This is a genomic window from Wylensekiella montiformis, from assembly GCF_009697385.1.
Classification (GTDB): Bacteria; Bacillota; Negativicutes; order Selenomonadales; family Selenomonadaceae; genus Selenomonas_A; species Selenomonas_A montiformis.
Map to the genome: position 1 here is coordinate 13,349 of NZ_VUNL01000004.1, position 18,494 is coordinate 31,842.

Sequence of the window (18,494 nt, forward strand, 5' to 3'; positions counted from 1 at the left end):
CCTCATCCAGCAATCAGCTTATAGATCCCATACAGGAACAGGGCAGCCCAGGCCAGTACGACCAATGAAGCGGCGATCACAAAAACCGGCATATAGCGCGACACGCGCTCCGCTTTCCATTCCGCATCACGCCGCACATGATCCGGCAGCAGTCGGGTCAGACCGCACACAGCAGCCGGAACGATGAGCACATCATCCATGACCCCGGCCAATGGTATCGCATCCGGGATCAGATCCACCGGACTCACAAGATACAATACGGCCGCCAGCAGCAGCAGCTTGATCCGCCGCGGAGTGTCCCGATGCCCCATGGCAGCCAGCATGACCAGCAGATCATAGCGGAACAGCTTCAGAAAACCGATGATTCGCCGCATGAAAATCCCCTCCCCTATAAATAAGAACTTCTTTTTATTTTACCATATTCATCTAAACCGTGTCTGTATACATTATTATTATATCAATTGACAGGATTATGCTATTTTGTTATAATTTATTTACCTTTACAGATAATAATAATTCTCGATGCCCGACAGGAGGAATACGCTATGCCTAAGAAATCATTCCCGCTTTCCCATTCCCAGCTGCAGGAAATCGTAAAAAAATACCCCACGCCGTTTCATATTTACGATGAACATGCCATTCGGGAGAACATCCGCGCGCTGCAAAAGGCGTTCGCCTGGGCGCCGGCTTTCCGCGAGCAGTTCGCCGTCAAGGCCCTGCCGAATCCGCGCATCGTCCAGATCCTGCATGAAGAAGGAGCCGGCACCGACTGCAGCAGCAAGGCAGAGCTTCTGATCTCCGATTACGCGGGCGTCAAAGGGGAAGAGATTCTGCTGACTTCCAACGATACGCCGGCCGATGAATTTCAGAAGGCCATCGAACTCGGCGCCATCATCAATCTCGACGACATTTCCCATCTGGACTACCTCGAAAAGAACGCCGGTCTGCCGGAGAGCCTCTGCTTCCGTTACAACCCCGGCGACCTCATGGAAGGCAACGACATCATCGGCAAGCCGACCGAAGCGAAATACGGCCTGACCCGCGACCAGCTCTTCGAAGCCTATCGGATGGCAAAGGAAAAAGGCGTGCGCCGTTTCGGCCTTCACACCATGGTCGCTTCCAATGAGCGCCGCACGGAAGCCTTCCTGTTCACGGCAAAGCTCATGTTTACGCTGGCCGGCGAGCTCAAGGAGCGGCTCGGCATTCATGTCGAGTTTGTCAATCTCGGCGGCGGCTTCGGCATCCCCTATCGTCCGGAAGAAGAGCCGCTGAATCTCATGGAAATCGGCGAAGGCATCCATAAGCTCTACGAGGAAATGATGGTGCCGAAAGGTCTTGGCGACGTCGCCATCATGACGGAAAGCGGCCGCGCGATGACCGGCCCGGCAGGATGGCTTGTTTCCACCGTCCTGCACGAGAAAAAAACATACAAGGACTATATCGGGCTCGATTCCTGCATGGCCAACCTCATGCGCCCGGCCATGTACGGCGCGTACCACCATATCACGATCTCCGGCAAGGAAAGCGCGCCCTGCGATCATATTTATGATATTACCGGATCGCTTTGCGAGAATAATGATAAATTCGCCATCGACCGCAAACTGCCGAAGATCGACATCGGCGATCTGGTCATCATTCACGATACCGGAGCCCATGGCAGCGCCATGGGATTCAACTACAACGGCAAGCTCTGGTGCGCAGAACTTCTGCTGCGCGAGGACGGCAGCATCGAACTGATCCGCCGCGCCGAAACCATCGACGATTACTTTGCCACGCTCCGTTATCCCGGCTCCATCATAAAGTAAAGGAAAAAGCCGCCCGTCCTCCGTCACACAGAAAGTCCGGCAGCCAGCGCAACACGCTCTGGCTGCCGGACTTTTTTGCGAAGTCTCCGCGTTATTCTTCCTCCGGCTTCTCATAGGCCCGGCCGACCCCGTACCGCTTTGCAGAGGTTTCCGCCAGCTGATGCCCGGTCACACCGCCACCCGGTGTCAATCCTCCCCGGCCAGAACGACGCGGTTGCGTCCTTCCTGCTTGGCCCGATACAGCGCCGTATCCACACGCTTAAACAAAGCGTCCGGCGTGTCCTGACGTCCATGCCAGAACGCCACGCCGATACTGCAGGTGATCCGGTGTCCGCCGAGATCCGCCGACTCCGTTTTCCGGCGCAGCAGCTGCGCCTGACGAACGACCGCTTCCCGCTCCTCCATATCCATCAGGATCATGAACTCTTCTCCGCCCCAGCGGATACACGAGCATCCCGGCCCCATGCTGCTGCGTACCATCTGAGCAAAGGCGGCCAATACCCGGTCGCCGGCCACATGTCCGAACTGATCATTGACCCGCTTGAAATGATCGATGTCCAACAGAAGCACCGCAAAGCCATGCCCGCCGCTCTGCACCGCCTCGGTAATGGAGGACGCCAGCAGCCGGTTCAGGACCGAACGGTTCCAGCAGCCGGTCAGAACATCCGTCTCCGCACGCTGCAGCGCCCGCGCCGCCTCCCGCTCCAGCCCCGCATTGTGCACGGCCAGACGGTGTTCCCGCCGCAGCTTTTCCCGCAAAATGGCAATCACAAAATAGAGGAACGCGTAGATCGCCAGCGGAGTCAGAAACGTATGCCATGTAAACAGGCGGAAATGGCCTGCCATCCCGTCAAGCAGGCCCAGCAGCGTAAACGTGGCCAGCGGGACCATGACCGCCCGGCACAGCCGATTCCCCTGCCGGGCAGCGCGCCAGCACCAATACATGGCGGCGGTCTCGCCCGCGGCAAGCAGCGGGTAAAATACGTCCATGAGATCATTCATGCTGTGCAGTCCCAGAAGTTCGCCGGCCGCCGCCAGCAGGAACAGCAGCGCATTGACGCCCGTTACCAGCTTCATCCTCGCATAGGGCTTGTCCTTTAAAAGCTCAGACAGCATAAGGTTCGCCGACAGCGGAAGAAGATAGGCCAGTATGCTGAGCATATACCACCAAAACACCGGATGATCAAAGAAGAGCGACCGGACCTTGGCAGCGCTGACGAGCCAGCAGGAAAAGACGAGCAGGAAACCGATCACGAAGCTGTACAGGCGATTCCAGCGGCCCGAATAGAAATACTGGCACAGCAGCATCAGAAGAATCATCGCCGCCGCAGCCGGCAAGGCCAGAATCACCGGCAGATCATAGAGAAAGATCCGCTGGACCTGACGGGACGGCGTGTCGAGCGACAGGAGATGAACGATGCCGAGCTGGCGGTTTTTCGCCGCGTATAATTCGATTTTCAGCTGTTTCCCAGCAAAATCCCCGGGAAGCGCAACCCGGTGAAACACCGTACCCTGATCGAAACGGGTGGGACGAAATTCCCCCCATGTATAGATCATCGTACGGTCCAGCCATACCCGAACGGCCTGATTCGTCGTCAAAAACATCAGGACATTCCGGTCGGGCGCATCATCCGGAAGCTGCACGGACAACCACACCACATGACTGTCCGGAGACAGCGGCGGACGCTTCCGATGATCGTACGGATGCCAGTCAGCGATCTGCCCCTCCCGGCCGAACGGCACAGCCTTTTCCTCGTGATAGAACCAGGATCCATCCCATGCGGCTGCCCCGGCCTGAACCGGCAGCAGGAACAGCAGCAGGCAAAGGAGCCCTATCCTCTGCCATCGGTTCTGCCGTCTCATCCTGATTCCTCCCTTCCTTTGCTCTGTCTCATTCCGGTGATCCGCCTTCTGCGGCGACCCGGTTGCGCCCCGCCCGCTTGGCCCGGTAAAGCGCCTCATCCGCGCGCCGGAAAAGCGCCGTCCACGGATCGTCTGCTCCGTGCCAAAACGCCACGCCCATACTCACGGTCACCGGGCGGGCGGGCAGAATCTCCGCCCGCCCGATCCTTCGGCAGAGATCCTCTGCCAGCTGCACGGCCTGATGAAGATCCCGATCCGGACAATACAGAATAAACTCTTCGCCGCCCCAGCGAAAGAACCGAAACCGGTGATCCAGATGCCCGCGAACCAGCTCCGCGAACCGGATCAGCACCTTGTCCCCCATATCATGCCCATACGTATCATTTACATCCTTGAAATGATCGATATCCATCATAATCAGGGAAAACGTCCGCTCATTCCCGCGCCGGGCAGCCTCTCTAAGAAAGGTATCAAAAGCTGCCCGGTTGCGGCAGCCTGTCAGCGCGTCGATTTCCGACCACTCTACCGCCTGCGCGATCTTATACGTCAAAGCGACCTCCTGCTCCTGCATCCGGCGCTCGCGCAGCAGCTGAGCGCGCAGCATACAGACGACAAACGAAATAAACGTATAAACGCCAAGCGGCAGCAGCCGTGTCTGCCAGGGGAAGAGATGCAGCGTCTGATTGAGCCCGTCAAACAAGGCCAGAGCGCTCACGCCAACCATCGGCAGCATGGCGAACCGCGCATAAACATTTCCCCGTCCGATTGACACCAGCAGACAATCCAGCACGACAGCCTGTCCCGGCAGAAGCAGCAGGTACAGCAGCTTCTGCCCGTAGTGAAAGCCGTCCAGCATCAGCATCTCGGCCAGCAGGGCCAGCGCCGTCAAGGCAGAATAGGCGCCGACGACCTGCAGAATCCTCCGCTTCAGATCCAGCTCTACAATCTCATACAGCACCATATCGGCCGTCACAGGGATCAGAAAGAGCAGAAAAAGGGAAAGCTCCCGCCAGAACACCGGCCAGTCCAGCAGAAGCTGCCTGACCTGCGACAGACTGACCATCCACACGATCAGGACCAGCAGCAGAAGAATCAGATGGATATTCAGACGTTTCCAGGCCAGCTGATTGAAATAATACATACTCATAACGGCAATCATCAGCACGCAGACGGGAAGTGACGCCGCATAGGGAATATCTTCGGTAAACACGCGCATCATCTGCGTTTCTTCCGAAGCCAGACTGAAATCCCCCAGCCGTCCCAGCTCATACGGATGATCCGCATACAACTGCACCAGAAGCCGCGAGGTTCCGTTGAAAGCGGGAAGGACGACCCGGTGCCAGCGATATCCATGGCCGAACGGCCGGACAGGACCCATCACTCCGTCGGAATAAATGAGCGCACCATCCATCCAAATACGGACAGCCTGTCCCTCCGTGGAAAAAAAAAAGGTATTCTCGTCCGGAAATTTATCCGCTATAGGAATGGAAAGCCAGAGCCAGCGGCCCCCGGACTGCACCGGAGCAGACAGATCTTCGTCAGGCTTCCAGTCCTCTTCGGCGGGCAGCGTCTCCCCGTCGGGGACAGCCTGATAAACCACGCTGCCGGTCAAAGCAGCGGCTTCACCGCGCACCGCTCCCATCGCCGCCATGCAGCAGAAAAACAGCAGCACCGCCGCTCTCCCGAACCATTTCATCATTTCGTCTCCCGTATCCGCCACAACATCCATCTCTTCACTCAGCCCGCGCCGCTTACTGCAGCTTATGGAAATACTCAAACCAGCTGCAGCGTCTCATCCGGGATCGTCTGCGGCTCGCAGCACACCCGGTTCCGGCCGCTCCGCTTGGCTTCATACAGCGCTTCATCCACCCGCTTCATCAGCTTCTCCGCCGTATCGCCGTCCCCGTGCCAGACGGCAACGCCCATGCTGCAGGTAATGCGCCGCGGGAAAAGAAGATCCGCCCTCTCTACCTCCCGGCGCAGCCGCTCCGCCATCCGGCCGGCCTCTTCCCGGCCGCAGCCGCGGCAGATCAGCACGAACTCCTCGCCGCCCCAGCGGACAAACACATCCGTCCGCTTGATCCGGCTGCGGATCCGTTCCGAAAAGGAAGCCAGCACGCGGTCGCCGGCGTCATGTCCATACTGATCGTTAACCTGCTTGAACCAGTCGATATCCATCATGACCACGGAAAAACATCCGGCCGCCTGTCCATGCAGCCGAATCTCCTGATCGAGCGCCGCATCCAGCCGGTTCCTGTTGTAACAGCCGGTCAGCGCGTCCAGCTCCGAACGCGCCACAGCCTCCGCCACAGCATCCTCCAGACCGGCGGTCCGCAGGGTAAGCGAACGCTCCCGCCGAATCTGCTGGCGAACCAGAAACAGAACGAACACCGGCAAAGTGAAGGAAACATACGGCAGGGCATAGCCGTCGGCCCTCAGCCAGTGAAACTGCAGAGCCGCGCCGTCCAGCATCCCGGCGCCCAGGATCCCGGCCAGCGGCAGAAGGACAGCCCGGCAGTAGCGGTTTCCCTGAAAGGCGGCACACAGGACGCGATACCCAACCACCGGCTCCAGTGCAAAGACCAGCAGATAAAAGGCCGGCAGACCGCGCTCCAGCCCGCGAAAGCCGGCCAACTCCGCCGCCGCAGCCAGCAGAAACAGGCCGAGATAAGCCAGCACCGTCAGCCAGACCAGCCGCCGGTACGGACGGTCGATGATCTGATAAATCACCATATTCGCCATGGCCGGCAAAAGATAGGTCGCCGCACGGAACAGGAAGATCCCCGCAGCATCCGAAGCCCCGCGGGCCAGCGAGGCGCAGAGCATCCATACCTGAAAAAGCACCAAAAAGGCAATGAGCTGCCGGTAAAGGCGCCGCGGCGCCATCGGACTGGTATAATACATCATCAGGAGGAGGATCATAAACAGAGCCAGCGGCAGATTTGCCATGCAGGCAATGTCCTGAAAAAAGAGCGGCCGCATCGGTCCGTCCGCTGCCGCAGACTGCCAGTAACAGCAGCCTTCCAGCCCTGCCGCAAAAACAGGCAGCAGCACCATCAGCAGACCGGCAGCCAGAAAAACACCGCTTTCCTGCCATTTCGCTATGCCGTTGTTTCCTCTTTTCCTCATGGTCCGCACGCGCCGCAACCTCTTTCTGCAAAAAACAGCCCCACCAACTGTCAGGTGGGGCCGGACTTCATTGTTCCTCAAGCCAGGACGCGGGCCAGTCTCACCAGTTCCGGATCCAGGGTCTTCTTATTGTTCACAGCATCAAACAAATTGACGCTGACGACTTTTCCTTCATTAAAGCCGAATACGATATTGGTTGCTCCCGAAATGATGGCCAGCGCCGCCTTCTCTCCGAGCATCGACGCCTTCATCCGGTCCTCCACCGTCGGCGAACCGCCGCGCTGAATATGGCCGAGCACCGACACGCGCGTATCGATTCCCGTCTTTTCCTCGACGATTTTCCCGAGGCCTACAGCGGAGGCCGCGCCTTCCGCCACCACGATGATGCTGTAGCGCTTGCCCGCATCATACATGGCCTTGAGCTCATGGCACATATCATCGAGATCGTACTTGACCTCCGGGACCAGTACATACTCCGCGCCGCCGGCGATACCGGCCATCATGGCCAGCCAGCCGGAATTCCGGCCCATGACCTCGACGAGCATGATGCGCCGGTGAGCCGAAGCCGTATCCCGGAGCTTGTTGATCGCATCGACAATCGTATTCGCCGCCGTATCGCAGCCAATGGTATAATCCATTCCCCAAACGTCATTGTCGATCGTACCCGGCAGGCCGACAATCGGCAGACCCGTTTCCTTACTGAGCAGCGAGCCGCCGGTCAGCGACCCGTCGCCGCCAATGATAACCAGGCCCTCGATGCCGCGCTTCACCAGATTGTCATAGCCCTTCTTCCGGCCTTCCGGCGTCTTGAACTCCATGCTGCGGGCCGTCCCGAGGAACGTGCCGCCGCGCTGGATCAGATCGCTGACGCTGCGGCTGGTCAGAGGAACAATATCATCGCTGATCATCCCAGCATAACCGTTATTGATGCCGTAGACCTTCACGCCTTCATACAGGGCAGTGCGGACCACAGCGCGTGCAGCCGCGTTCATTCCCGGGCTGTCTCCGCCAGAAGTCATTACGGCAATTGCTTTTTTGATCATGGAACCATCTCTCCTATAAAAACAGATAAATCTTTATGATCCAACCATACTACTTTATTTTACGAAACTCCATCATAAATGTAAAGTAGTTCCAACGAAAAAGGGGCTGAAAATCAGCCCCTTTACGGTGAGAAACGATGTAATTATTTGACGTTCATGATGCCGAGCGCATAGCAGATAATACCGACAGCGAACAGTCCGAAGATGATCCAGATCGCGTTGACCTTCCGCTTCAGAAGCGCCATGCAGGCAAACGTCATAAGCAGCGGAACAAGGCCCGGCATCAGCTGATCGAGGATGGTCTGAACGGTCGTCGTGACGACCTCGCCCTTCGCGTTGGTGATCTGTGACACGACCACCGGGATATTGACCGACGTCCATTTGTTGACCAGCGCGCCCATGACGAACAGGCCGAGGATCGATGCGCCCTCCGTGAGCTTCTGCAGCTTGTTGCCGGCCACATCCTGCACGATATCCGTACCTTTATCATAGCCGTATTTGATTCCGTACCAGCGGATCGCCAGACGGATCACATTAAAGAGCACAAAGAAAAGAATCGGGCCGGCAAGGCTGCCGCTGATGGCAAACGAAGCGCCGAGAGCCGCCGTGATCGGACGCAGCGTGCCCCAGAAAATCGGGTCGCCGACGCCGGCCAGCGGGCCCATCATACCGACCTTGATGCCGTTGATTACGCCGTCGGGGATGTCCGCACCATTGGCGCGTTTCTCCTCCAGTGCCGCCGTGATGCCGATAATCGGCGCCGTGACGAACGGCTGGGTGTTGTAGAACTCAAGGTGGCGCTTCATCGCCTTTTTCAGCTCCTCGCCTTCATAGAGACGGCGAAGAATCGGCACCATACCGAAGGCATAGCCCAGCGCCTGCATGCGTTCCATGTTCCAGGAGCCCTGCAGAAAATTCGAACGGACAAACGTCCAGAAAAAATCACTTGAAGTAAGTTTCTTTTCCATTGTTAATTCCTCCTCTGCTCTCAATCAGTCCAGTTCATCGTCCAGATCATCGTCAGCGCCCGAAGATGCAGCTGCCGGCGCTGCGGCGACCTGCTGATATTTCGGATTCAGCTGGATGTAGACGATTGCGGCGACAAGGCCGATCACGCCGAGAGCAACGAGGTTGAACGTCGTGAATGCGGCGACGACAAAGCCGAGGAAGAAGAACGGCATGAGGTATTTGGCGCCCATCATGTTGATGACCATCGCATAACCGACGACGACGATAAATCCGCCGGCTACCTGCAGGCCGCCCGTGATGACCGGGGGAATGGCATCGAGCATAGCCTGTACGGCGCCCGTGCCGATATACATGGCAACAAGCGTAGAAGGAACGGAAACGCGCAGCGCCTGAATGAGCAGTGCGCCGATGTGGCAGATATCAATGCCGCGCAGATTTCCTTCTTCCGCATAGCTGTCCGCCTTGTGCTGGAACGCGACGGTAAGCGTACGGCAGAGGATGGTCAGAACCTGTCCGGCGGCAGCCAGCGGCATCGCGATCGCAATGCCGGCGCCGATGGACTGATGTCCGGCAATGACGAGAATGGTCGAAATCACGGAAGCCAGAGCCGCATCCGGCGCCATGGCAGCGCCGATATTCATCCAGCCAAGAGCGATCATTTCCAACGTACCGCCGATGATGATACCCGTCGTGATATCTCCGAGAATAAGACCGGTGAGTGTGCAGGCAATGAGCGGACGATGGGTCTGGAACTCATCCAGAACCGAGCCCATACCGGCGACTGCTGATACAATGAATACAGCAATGATTTGAATACTACTAAGTTCCATTATGTTTCCCTCCATTATGTAATAAAACATTGGATTCCTGCCGGAACACCCCCCAATGCGTTCCGGCTATGATCATGCCCTTATTTCAGGACATCCATCAGCATAACTTTCTTATCGGTATCCACCTTGCGGATCTCCAGCTCAATGCCCTTTTCATTGAGTTTCTTAAACGCCTCGATGTCCTTATCATCCACCGAGACCGCGCCCGTGATCTGATGCTTGCCCTCATGGAAGCTCATGCCGCCGATATTGATGCTCTTGATGTCCACGCCATGCTCGACCAGATAAAGAACGCTGGACGGATTGGTGAAAAGCAGCAGGCAGCGGTCGTTTTCATATTTCGGGTTGTTGTAGACCCGGATGGCCTTGTCCAGATCGACGACATGCGACTTGATGCCTGCCGGAGCGACCTGCTTCAGCAATGTGGCGCGGATCGTATCCTTTGCCACCTCATCGTCACAGACAATGATGCGCTGGCAGTTCGTCACCTTGGACCAGACCGTTGCGACCTGCCCGTGAATCAGGCGGTCATCAATTCTTGCTAATACGATATTCATTATAAATCGTCCTCCTCATCCTCAGAAATCTGGCTGGCGTGGAATGTCTGCGTGCCGTTCTTTCCGGCCTCCACCGCCTTCTCCATCAATGCCTGAATGTCTGAACCGTCGTCGATCATCTGCGCGCTGCACATCTCGATGAGCATCGGCAGATTGACCCCCGTCACGATTCCATACTTTTCGTTGCTGATGACCAGCCGGCAGGCCGCGTTGTACGGGCTGCCGCCGAACAAATCGTTCAAAAACAGCACGCCGCCCCCGCAGTCAAGCTCGCCGATCGCCGCCTCATATTTGGCGACGACATCATCCGGTCCCTCGCCCGGAACCAGCGTGACTGCGCGGACATTCTTCTGTTCGCCGCAGATCATCTCACAGGACTTCACCAGTTCTTCGGCAAAGCGCCCGTGCGTCCCTACAATAATACCAAACATCACAATACCCCCTTGTCCTCACGTTCCAAAAAACCTTCGTCTTTATGGCTTTTGCACTTACAGCCTCTATATATTGCAATCAGCGTGCCAACTTTGTGTATCAAAACGAAACCTCCCGCTTTCGCTATTCTTTCCGCGTTTTCTATTCGAGTTTTCTCCCGTTTAATACTATAATTATGATTCTGATACACTTTTTATCCTGTTATGATACAGTTTGATACGATCTGAAACGAAATTCAGGAAAATAAAAATACACTATGGCTCGTTTTTTCGCCATAGTGTATTGTATCGTATCGTTTTTTATCAGATCATATTTGCCATAAAGCAGATTTCATCCTCATCAACGCGCAGCTTCAGCGTATCATCGAATACTCTGACGGCCTCCCGGACCGCCGACAGCTTGCGCTCATCGAGCTGCCCTCTGTCGCCCTTATAGACCAGCGGGCTGCGCGTGACAATGCGCTCCAAAGCACAGCCGCAGTGAACGAGCAGGCGGATGCGGAGCGGGTTGGACAGGCGGATGCCCAGCGTCTTTTCCAGCCGGTAATCGAACTCCATCAAAACGCCCATCACCTTGGCCGGATTCAGATAGGTCAGGAATTTCTGCAGGGACTCCTCGCACAGCTTCTGCACCACCAGATTGCTCCGGCGCTGCGGCGTCATGGTCACGCGCCGATCCAGCACCAGCTCCGTCAGCAGCTGTTCGCCCGAACCGTCGATCAGCTGCTCCAGCGGGATAAACGGGATGTCCATTTTCGGCTTTTTCATGCCGACGGCCGCCACGATGCGATAGGTCCGGCTGATCTCTTCCAGCCTTTCCTCCAGCCGCGACAGGCCGACAGGAAGGACCTCCATCGCCCGCCCCGCATGATGCAGGACATCCTCGACCAGCGTTTTCAGCTTAAGCGCCGCGCCCTGACCGGACGAGCAGATCGTAATGATCGCCTCGGGGCTGCCGCCCGCAGGATGTTCTTCCTCCGCGGTATCGACGGCTTCATACCCCTTAAAGCTGCGCAGCGACTCATAAATGCCGTCCAGATCCATGCCGGCGATGTCCACCTTGCGCATCGCTTCCAGAATCAATGGCGTCGATACCATGTCCAGCGTCCGGACCGGAATCTTCAGCTTTTCCGACAGCATGGCGCCGATGTTGCAGAGCGAGCCCATATCCGCCAGGATCAGCACGCCCTTCCGGCAGCTCATGGACCGCAGCATCGCCGCGGTCTTGTCAAAGATCTCCTGCGGCCCGACCTCCAGCGGCATATCCACGGCGATGATATTCGTATCCATCGAGCTGAACAGCTTTTGCGCCACATCGACCATGGAGCTGGCCGTGCTTTTCCCATGCGTCGCCACGAGAATGGTGACCTTTTCATCTGAATCGTCCTCATCATCCGCCGATTCCAGCAGCAGCGCAATATATTCGATTTCGTTAGCCGGCACCTTGATATGGTAATGGTTCTCGATCAGACGGCCGATTTCTCCGGCAACCTGCTGGCATTCCGAGTCCTGCCGCACTGCGCCCTCGATCTCCGTATGCGTAATGGCTTCGTTGGACTTGGCCCGCTTCAAAAAGGCCGACAAGTGCAGGCTGAACGCATAGAGGAACCGGTCGCGGTAGCTGCGGTTCATGCGCTTCTGCACATAAAGGGAAATCTGCTCCGAAAAATCAACCAGCGAAGCATCGACGATTTTCAGCAGCCGCTCACGCGTCGTCATATTGACCGAATGCTTTTTGTTATACAGATCCTTGACATAGACATTGACATCCGTGGCGACGATCTGCTTGATCAGATCATCGCTGATCCCCTCGCCCTTGAGCAATGCCACCTTGTCCTCAACCACCTGATACAGGTTGAAGCCGTTCTCGCTGCCGGACGCATCATCCTCCATCTGAAACGAGCCGCCCGGCGGCGATACGACCAGCGGCTCGCTGACATACTTCGTGAGCTCCGTCAGGGCCTGCCGGTTCGCCGACAGGGTCAGCAGCCCGTCCTTGACGTTCGGCGGCAGCATCTTAAAATCCACTTCAATGTAGTTCGGATTGTCGATGCCATTGAGAAACGCCTGCGCGCAGAGCAGCTTGATGTTCGATTTCAGCTGGCCGACATTGCCGCCGCCGATGCTGCCGATCAGCGCTTTGACCGACTCCACGCTGATGCGGATCGGCTTTTTGACACGCTGCGCCTCATCCATGAACAGCAGCTTCAGGATATCGAGCTTTTCCTCCAGCGTGCGTTCCGCTAGCGGACGGATCGTGATGATGTTCGGGATGCGCCGCACGAAGGTCTTGGTCAGCGCTGAATCCGGATCTTCCGTCGTCGCGCCGATGATGAGCACTTTGGCATGGCGGCTGCGGGTCGTCTCTCCGAGCCGGTTGAACGATCCCGTATCCATGAAATAAAAGATCATCTCCTGGCCTTCCGGCGGGAGGCGGTGAATCTCATCGAGGAACAGAACGCCGCCGTCCGCCTCCTCCACCAGCCCCGCCCGGGACGAATCCGCTCCGGTAAAGGCGCCCTTGATATGGCCGAACACATGGGAGATCAGCAGCTGCGGATTATTGTAATAATCCGCACAATTAAATGTCACAAAGGGCGCGTCCTCGGCAAAGCGGTGCATTACCTTGCCATAGGAAAACATCAGATGCGCAAACAAAGTCTTGCCCACGCCGGTCTGGCCGACGATCAGCGTATGCAGGCCGTCCGGCGGATAGAGGATCGCCGCCTTGGCCTGCTCCACCTGCCGTTTGAGGCTCCGGTCCGCGCCGATCAAATGCGCGAACGGATTCGATTCCTCCTCATCGCCGCTCAGTTTCCGGCACTCATCGATATCGCGGAAAATGCAGGGCTTCGGCCCGAAATCCGTATGAAGCAGCGTTTCCAGCGCATCCCGGTCGAAATACCGCACCGGCCGCCCCGAAAACTTCACAATCCGCCCCTGACGATGCAGCTCATTGAGCTCCTTGGAAACATTATTCCGCAGAATGTCCAGCGCCGCCGCGATTTCCTGCGCGTCCAGTCCGACTGTCCCCTTCAGCTGCGCCTTGGTATACTTTGTGGATTGTTCCCTGATGTATTGGTAAATACGCTCTCCGCGTCTCATCTGTACCGCCTCATTTCTGATACTCTTGATTGTATTATTATATCATGTGTATCAAAAAACAGGAAAGATCCCGCCGTGCTCCCGGTCAGGGAGACGGCGAAGCTTCTTTCCTGCTCCATCCGCTTTCGCTTATTTCTTTTTCGCAGCCGGCTTCTCCGCCTTCTCCTTGAGCGGCGTCAGCGCAAAATTCTGCAGCTGGCCCTTCTTGTCAAAGAGCAGCGCGCAGCGCACAGCCGGTTCCTTTTCAAAGGTCATGAGATAGATCATCTGATCCGCCTGATCGAAACGGGTCCAGCTCACAAACCGGCGTTCCTTCAGCTGTCCCAGCCGGCTGGCGATATCGCCGCTCAGTGTATTGAGCTTCGCCTTGTCTATCTCTTTCTGCGCATCGCCGGCCATCAGTTTCAATGCCGCGGAAGAGTCCCGTTTCACCAGCATCGTGTCTACCCATTTTCCAGCGATATCCTGTTCCCCCGAAAAAGCCGCGGCATCCGGCGAAGCGGCCATCGCCGTACCGGAGAGGAGCAGAACGATCAGCGCTGCTGCAGCGATATATTTTTTCATGAAAAAACCACCTTTCCTGTTCTTTTTATTGTATCATATCCGCCGGAAAAAACAACGAAAAAGCGGCGCCTGCCTCTTTGGGAAAGCGCCGCCCGCAAGGGATCAACCGACAAGCTCGTAGCCAGCTTCCTCTATGACCTTCTGAAACTCTGCCCGCGGGATATCCCGGTCGGCCCTGACGTTCGCCGTGCCCTGCTCAAGATCCACATGGACCTCGCAGACGCCCTGCATCGCCGACAAAGCCTCGGTTACATGCTTCTGGCAATGCGCACACATCATACCCTGAATGTTCAATGTTGTTTCCATACTGCACTCCTCTTTCTGAATTCTTCCTTCTTTTTCCTGCTGTTCTGTCTGCGGCAGCGCGTCCGGGCGGAACCGGCGCAGGCGCAGAGCGTTGAGGCACACGCTGACGCTGGACAGGCTCATGGCCGCAGCGCCGGCTATCGGCGAAAGCCGAAGGCCGAAGGACGGGAAAAACACGCCCGCGGCCAGCGGGATACAGACCACATTGTAAAAGAACGCCCAGAACAGATTCTGCCGGATGTTGCGGATCACGGCTCGGGAAAGCCTCACCGCACTGACTGCATCCAAAAGATCGCTGCGCATCAGCACCGCATCGGCGCTTTCGATGGCCACATCCGTCCCCGCGCCGATCGCGATGCCGACATCCGCCTGCGCCAGTGCCGGCGCATCATTGATGCCGTCGCCGATCATCGCCACCTTATGTCCGGCAGCCTGCAGCGCAGCGATATGCTGCGCCTTGTTCTGCGGCAGCACGCCGGCGATCACCCGCGGGATGTCCAGACGGCGGCGGATCGCTTCCGCCGTGCGGGCATTGTCTCCCGTCAGCATGATCACATCGATGCCCATCTGCCGGAAACGTCGGATGGCCCCGGCGCTCGTCGGCTTTTCCACATCCGCCGCGCCGATGAGGCCGGCAGCCGTTCCGCCGCAGGCAAACAAAAGCGGCGTGCATCCCGAATCGGCCAGCGCGTTCAGCCGCTGTTCATACGGAGTCATATCGATGCCCTGCTCCCGCAAAAACTCCGCATTGCCGGCCAGCCAGACCGCACCGGACGACTCCGCCCGGACGCCGCGTCCGGCGATCGCTTCAAAATGCTCCATCGGCTGCGGCGCGATTCCCCTTGCCGCCACATACGACGTAACCGCCTCAGCCAATGGATGCTCACTGCCCTGCTCCAATCCCGCCGCTGCCGCAAGGAACAGCGCCTCGTCCATGCCAAACGGGTCCACCGCAGTGACCCGCGGCCGCCCTTCCGTGATCGTACCGGTTTTATCCATGACCACCGTATCGATGTCATGGGCCCTTTCGAGCGCTTCCCCCGACTTGATCAGAATCCCGTTTTCTGCACCCTTGCCCGTGCCGACCATGATGGCCACCGGCGTCGCCAGTCCGAGCGCACAGGGACAGGAAATCACGAGAACCGCAATCGCCGAAGAAAACGCGAACTCCGTCCCCGCGCCGAGCGCCAGCCAGACCGCACCGGTTATCGCGGCCACAAGCATCACCGCCGGAACGAATACCCCGGCGATCCGGTCCGCCATACGCGCAATCGGAGCCTTCGAGGCGCTGGCCTCATCGACCAGCCGGATGATCTGACGGATCGTCGTATCTTCGCCGACGCGGTCCGCGCGGAACCGGATAAATCCGGTCTGATTGATCGTCGCGGAAATGACCGCATCGCCGGCCGCCTTCGCGACGGGCATGCTCTCGCCGGAAATAGCCGACTCATCGACGCTTGTCGATCCATACAAAATCGTTCCGTCTGCAGGAATCTGCTCGCCGGGACGCACTACGACCGTATCGCCGGCCGCCAGTTCAGACACCGGAACGACCGTCTCCGTGCCATCACGCAGAACCGTCGCCTGCTTCGGCGCGAGATCCATGAGCGCTTCCAGCGCCCGCCCGGTCTGCCGCTTGGCGCGAGCCTCCAGATATTTACCGACCGTGATGAGCGTGACAATCATGCCGGCCGACTCAAAATAAAGATTCCTGCTGTAGCCGGCCGCCAGCTCCATATCGCCATGCCCCAGACCCCAGCCCATGCGGAAAATCGCAAAAACGCCAAACAGCGCCGAGGCCATCGAGCCCATGCCGACCAGCGTGTCCATATTGGGCGCGCCCTGCAGCAAGGTGCGGAACCCCACGATATAAAACCTGCGGTTCAGATACATGATGGGGAGCACCAGCAAAAACTGCGCAAAGGCGAAGCTGACCGCGTTTTCCGGACCGTCAAAAACCTCCCGCACGAGTTCCGGCACCGGGAGGCCCAGCCATGCAAGAACCGTGCTGTGCATGGAAAGATACAGAACCGGCAGCAGAAACAGCACCGAACGCCACAGCCGGGAATACAGCTCCTCCGCCTGCCGCTCGGACACATTCTTCTCCGGCGCAGCCGGCGCGTCCGCCCTGCCCGGGAGGGACGCGCCGTACCCCGCCTGCTTTACCGCAGCGATGATCGCCGCCTCACTCGTCTTTTTCTCGTCAAATTCCAGCTGCATGCTGCCCGTCAGCAGATTCACCTGAACCGCGCGGGTTCCCACAAGCTTCTCCACTGCCCGCTGAACCCGCGACGAACACGCCGAACAGGTCATGCCGGTGACTTCAAATTTCTCCTTTTTCATCGCCGCTCCTTTCTCATCCCCGCGCTCATTTCATCACCTTCTGCAGCAGCGCGCAAAGCTCGTCCACTGCCTCGTCATGACCGGCGCGGATATCTTCGACCACACAGCTGTGAATATGACGATTCAACAGCTCCTTGGTAAACGCATGCAGCGCAGCCTGCACCGCACTGACCTGTGTCAGGATATCCACGCAGTACCGGTCGTCCTCCACCATCTTGTGAATCCCGCGAATCTGCCCCTCGATTCGGTTCAGCCGCCGGATCAGGCACTGATATTCCTCGCCGTTCCGGTCCCGGAACTTATGTCTTACCTCCTGACAGCAGCCCGTTCTCTTTCCGTCCGCTTCCATCCGGTTCACCTCCTGTCTTCATATACCCTATGCCGGTATCATATACCCTATATGGGTATATGTCAAGCAAAAAGAAAACAGCCGGTTTTTTTACCCCGGCTGTCCCGCCTGTATCGCTGTCCGTATCTGATCTTCCTCCTGATCGTGCTCATGCAGCAGATAATCCACATCCTCATCGATAATCTGCACCATGACCTTCACGAAGCGCGGATCAAACTGCGATCCCGCGCCCCTCAGAAGCTCCTCACGCGCCACATGCTGCGGCAGAATATCGCGGTAGCTGCGCCGCGATGTCATAGCATCGTAAGAATCCGCCACGGCGATAATGCGCGCATAAACCGGAATGGCCTCGCCGGCCATCCCGTCCGGATAGCCCCGGCCGTCAAAGCGCTCATGATGCGAACGGGCGCCAATAGCCAGCTCCGGAAACTCCTCGACCTGTCCCAGAATCTTCGAGCCGATCACCGTATGTTCGCGAATCTTCGCATACTCCTCTTCCGTAAGGCGGTCCGGCTTATTGATGATCGCCTCCGGCACGCCGATCTTGCCAATATCATGCAGCAGGCCCATCTGATAAATTTTCACTTTCTCCTCGTTCTGCCAGCCGATTCTGGCGGAGATCATGCGGGCATAGCGGGCAACCCGGCGCGAATGGCCGCGCGTATACGCATCCTTGGCATCGATCGTCTCCGACAGCGCCATGACCATCTGCCCGAACAGCCGCCGGCTGGATTCCAGCCGCTCCTCAGCGAGCTTTGTCTGCCGCCGGACCTCACTGCGCAGATGGCGGTGCAGATACTCCAGCTCCAATACCTGCTCGACTTTTTTGACCACGATGATCGGCACAAACGGCTTGCGGATAATATCAAACGCACCGGCCATAGTAATGGCCGCTTCGGCCTTCTGACTCTGATCCGTCGTCATCATGATGACCGGAATGCTTCGCAGCTTCTCATCCTCATGGATACAGCGCAGCAGCTCAAAGCCATCGCTGTCCGGAAGCGCCGTCGAAAGCAACACCAGATCCACAGCATTCCATCTCAGATACGTCAGCAGCTCCCTTCCCGCCGACAGCCCCGTAAAGGTAACGCGCGAGGACAAGATCTGCCGAAGCTTCCGAAGAGCCTCCCCGCTGCCATCCACGGCCAGTACCGACGTCTGCCGCATCTGATAGATTTGCATTCTCTCATCCCCCCCTGT

Annotated in this window: 15 protein-coding genes; 1 reads left to right on the top strand and 14 read right to left on the bottom strand. The window is 57.8% G+C overall.

Translation table 11 applies throughout. The features are described 5' to 3' along the window. Positions 1-2: 2 nt before the first annotated feature. A complete protein-coding gene (locus tag FYJ78_RS04315) occupies positions 3-374 on the bottom strand; it encodes a YkvA family protein (protein ID WP_154620193.1) in 372 nt (123 codons plus the stop codon). Between the two features lie 171 nt (positions 375-545). On the opposite strand from FYJ78_RS04315, the gene FYJ78_RS04320 reads away from it, so the two are divergent. Beyond that, on the top strand, positions 546-1,805 hold the full coding sequence (locus FYJ78_RS04320) for a diaminopimelate decarboxylase family protein (protein ID WP_154620194.1): 1,260 nt from the start codon (positions 546-548) through the stop codon (positions 1,803-1,805). A gap of 186 nt (positions 1,806-1,991) precedes the next feature. Here the strand turns inward: FYJ78_RS04320 and FYJ78_RS04325 are convergent, their stop codons facing one another. The 13 genes from FYJ78_RS04325 to FYJ78_RS04385 all read right to left on the bottom strand — a co-directional run bounded on the left by FYJ78_RS04325 (position 1,992) and on the right by FYJ78_RS04385 (position 18,476). Next, a complete protein-coding gene (locus FYJ78_RS04325) occupies positions 1,992-3,668 on the bottom strand; it encodes a GGDEF domain-containing protein (RefSeq protein WP_195847859.1) in 1,677 nt (558 codons plus the stop codon). Positions 3,669-3,696: 28 nt separating this feature from the next. Next, positions 3,697-5,445: a GGDEF domain-containing protein gene (locus tag FYJ78_RS04330; protein ID WP_154620196.1), complete on the bottom strand. Its 1,749-nt coding sequence runs from the start codon at positions 5,443-5,445 to the stop codon at positions 3,697-3,699. After that, complete coding sequence (locus FYJ78_RS04335) at positions 5,442-6,797, bottom strand: GGDEF domain-containing protein (RefSeq protein ID WP_195847860.1); 1,356 nt, start codon at positions 6,795-6,797, stop codon at positions 5,442-5,444. Before FYJ78_RS04335 ends, FYJ78_RS04330 begins: the two co-directional genes overlap by 4 nt. Before the next feature lie 77 nt (positions 6,798-6,874). Next, complete coding sequence (pfkA, locus tag FYJ78_RS04340; RefSeq protein WP_154620198.1) at positions 6,875-7,840, bottom strand: 6-phosphofructokinase; 966 nt, start codon at positions 7,838-7,840, stop codon at positions 6,875-6,877. A gap of 143 nt (positions 7,841-7,983) precedes the next feature. Next, positions 7,984-8,808 (bottom strand): PTS mannose transporter subunit IID, encoded by an 825-nt coding sequence (gene manZ / locus FYJ78_RS04345; protein WP_154620199.1) that lies wholly within the window; start codon positions 8,806-8,808, stop codon positions 7,984-7,986. A gap of 24 nt (positions 8,809-8,832) precedes the next feature. Further along, positions 8,833-9,639 carry a PTS mannose/fructose/sorbose transporter subunit IIC gene (locus FYJ78_RS04350; RefSeq protein WP_154620200.1) on the bottom strand — a complete coding sequence of 269 codons (807 nt, stop codon included), beginning with the start codon at positions 9,637-9,639 and terminating at the stop codon, positions 8,833-8,835. Between the two features lie 80 nt (positions 9,640-9,719). Further along, on the bottom strand, positions 9,720-10,196 hold the full coding sequence (locus FYJ78_RS04355; protein WP_154620201.1) for a mannose/fructose/sorbose PTS transporter subunit IIB: 477 nt from the start codon (positions 10,194-10,196) through the stop codon (positions 9,720-9,722). Beyond that, on the bottom strand, positions 10,196-10,627 hold the full coding sequence (locus FYJ78_RS04360; protein WP_154620202.1) for a PTS sugar transporter subunit IIA: 432 nt from the start codon (positions 10,625-10,627) through the stop codon (positions 10,196-10,198). The genes FYJ78_RS04355 and FYJ78_RS04360 overlap by 1 nt, the downstream gene beginning before the upstream one ends. Positions 10,628-10,930: 303 nt before the next feature. Then, positions 10,931-13,732 carry a sigma-54-dependent transcriptional regulator gene (locus FYJ78_RS04365; protein ID WP_154620203.1) on the bottom strand — a complete coding sequence of 934 codons (2,802 nt, stop codon included), beginning with the start codon at positions 13,730-13,732 and terminating at the stop codon, positions 10,931-10,933. A 129-nt stretch (positions 13,733-13,861) separates the two neighbouring features. After that, complete coding sequence (locus FYJ78_RS04370; RefSeq protein ID WP_154620204.1) at positions 13,862-14,296, bottom strand: hypothetical protein; 435 nt, start codon at positions 14,294-14,296, stop codon at positions 13,862-13,864. A gap of 102 nt (positions 14,297-14,398) precedes the next feature. Then, positions 14,399-16,945, bottom strand: coding sequence for a heavy metal translocating P-type ATPase (locus FYJ78_RS04375; RefSeq protein WP_154620205.1), 2,547 nt, complete (start codon positions 16,943-16,945; stop codon positions 14,399-14,401). 25 nt (positions 16,946-16,970) lie between these two features. Beyond that, positions 16,971-17,294, bottom strand: coding sequence for a metal-sensing transcriptional repressor (locus FYJ78_RS04380; protein WP_154620206.1), 324 nt, complete (start codon positions 17,292-17,294; stop codon positions 16,971-16,973). 90 nt (positions 17,295-17,384) lie between these two features. Beyond that, positions 17,385-18,476: an HD-GYP domain-containing protein gene (locus FYJ78_RS04385; protein ID WP_195847861.1), complete on the bottom strand. Its 1,092-nt coding sequence runs from the start codon at positions 18,474-18,476 to the stop codon at positions 17,385-17,387. Positions 18,477-18,494 lie beyond the last annotated feature (18 nt).

Coding starts and splice junctions, on each gene's coding strand:
- FYJ78_RS04315 (WP_154620193.1), bottom strand. CDS start 374: ATGCGGCGAATCATCGGTTTTCTGAAGCTGTTCCGCTATGATCTGCTG.
- FYJ78_RS04320 (WP_154620194.1), top strand. CDS start 546: ATGCCTAAGAAATCATTCCCGCTTTCCCATTCCCAGCTGCAGGAAATC.
- FYJ78_RS04325 (WP_195847859.1), bottom strand. CDS start 3,668: ATGAGACGGCAGAACCGATGGCAGAGGATAGGGCTCCTTTGCCTGCTG.
- FYJ78_RS04335 (WP_195847860.1), bottom strand. CDS start 6,797: ATGAGGAAAAGAGGAAACAACGGCATAGCGAAATGGCAGGAAAGCGGT.
- pfkA (WP_154620198.1), bottom strand. CDS start 7,840: ATGATCAAAAAAGCAATTGCCGTAATGACTTCTGGCGGAGACAGCCCG.
- manZ (WP_154620199.1), bottom strand. CDS start 8,808: ATGGAAAAGAAACTTACTTCAAGTGATTTTTTCTGGACGTTTGTCCGT.
- FYJ78_RS04350 (WP_154620200.1), bottom strand. CDS start 9,639: ATGGAACTTAGTAGTATTCAAATCATTGCTGTATTCATTGTATCAGCA.
- FYJ78_RS04355 (WP_154620201.1), bottom strand. CDS start 10,196: ATGAATATCGTATTAGCAAGAATTGATGACCGCCTGATTCACGGGCAG.
- FYJ78_RS04360 (WP_154620202.1), bottom strand. CDS start 10,627: ATGTTTGGTATTATTGTAGGGACGCACGGGCGCTTTGCCGAAGAACTG.
- FYJ78_RS04365 (WP_154620203.1), bottom strand. CDS start 13,732: ATGAGACGCGGAGAGCGTATTTACCAATACATCAGGGAACAATCCACA.
- FYJ78_RS04370 (WP_154620204.1), bottom strand. CDS start 14,296: ATGAAAAAATATATCGCTGCAGCAGCGCTGATCGTTCTGCTCCTCTCC.
- FYJ78_RS04375 (WP_154620205.1), bottom strand. CDS start 16,945: ATGAAAAAGGAGAAATTTGAAGTCACCGGCATGACCTGTTCGGCGTGT.
- FYJ78_RS04380 (WP_154620206.1), bottom strand. CDS start 17,294: ATGGAAGCGGACGGAAAGAGAACGGGCTGCTGTCAGGAGGTAAGACAT.
- FYJ78_RS04385 (WP_195847861.1), bottom strand. CDS start 18,476: ATGCAAATCTATCAGATGCGGCAGACGTCGGTACTGGCCGTGGATGGC.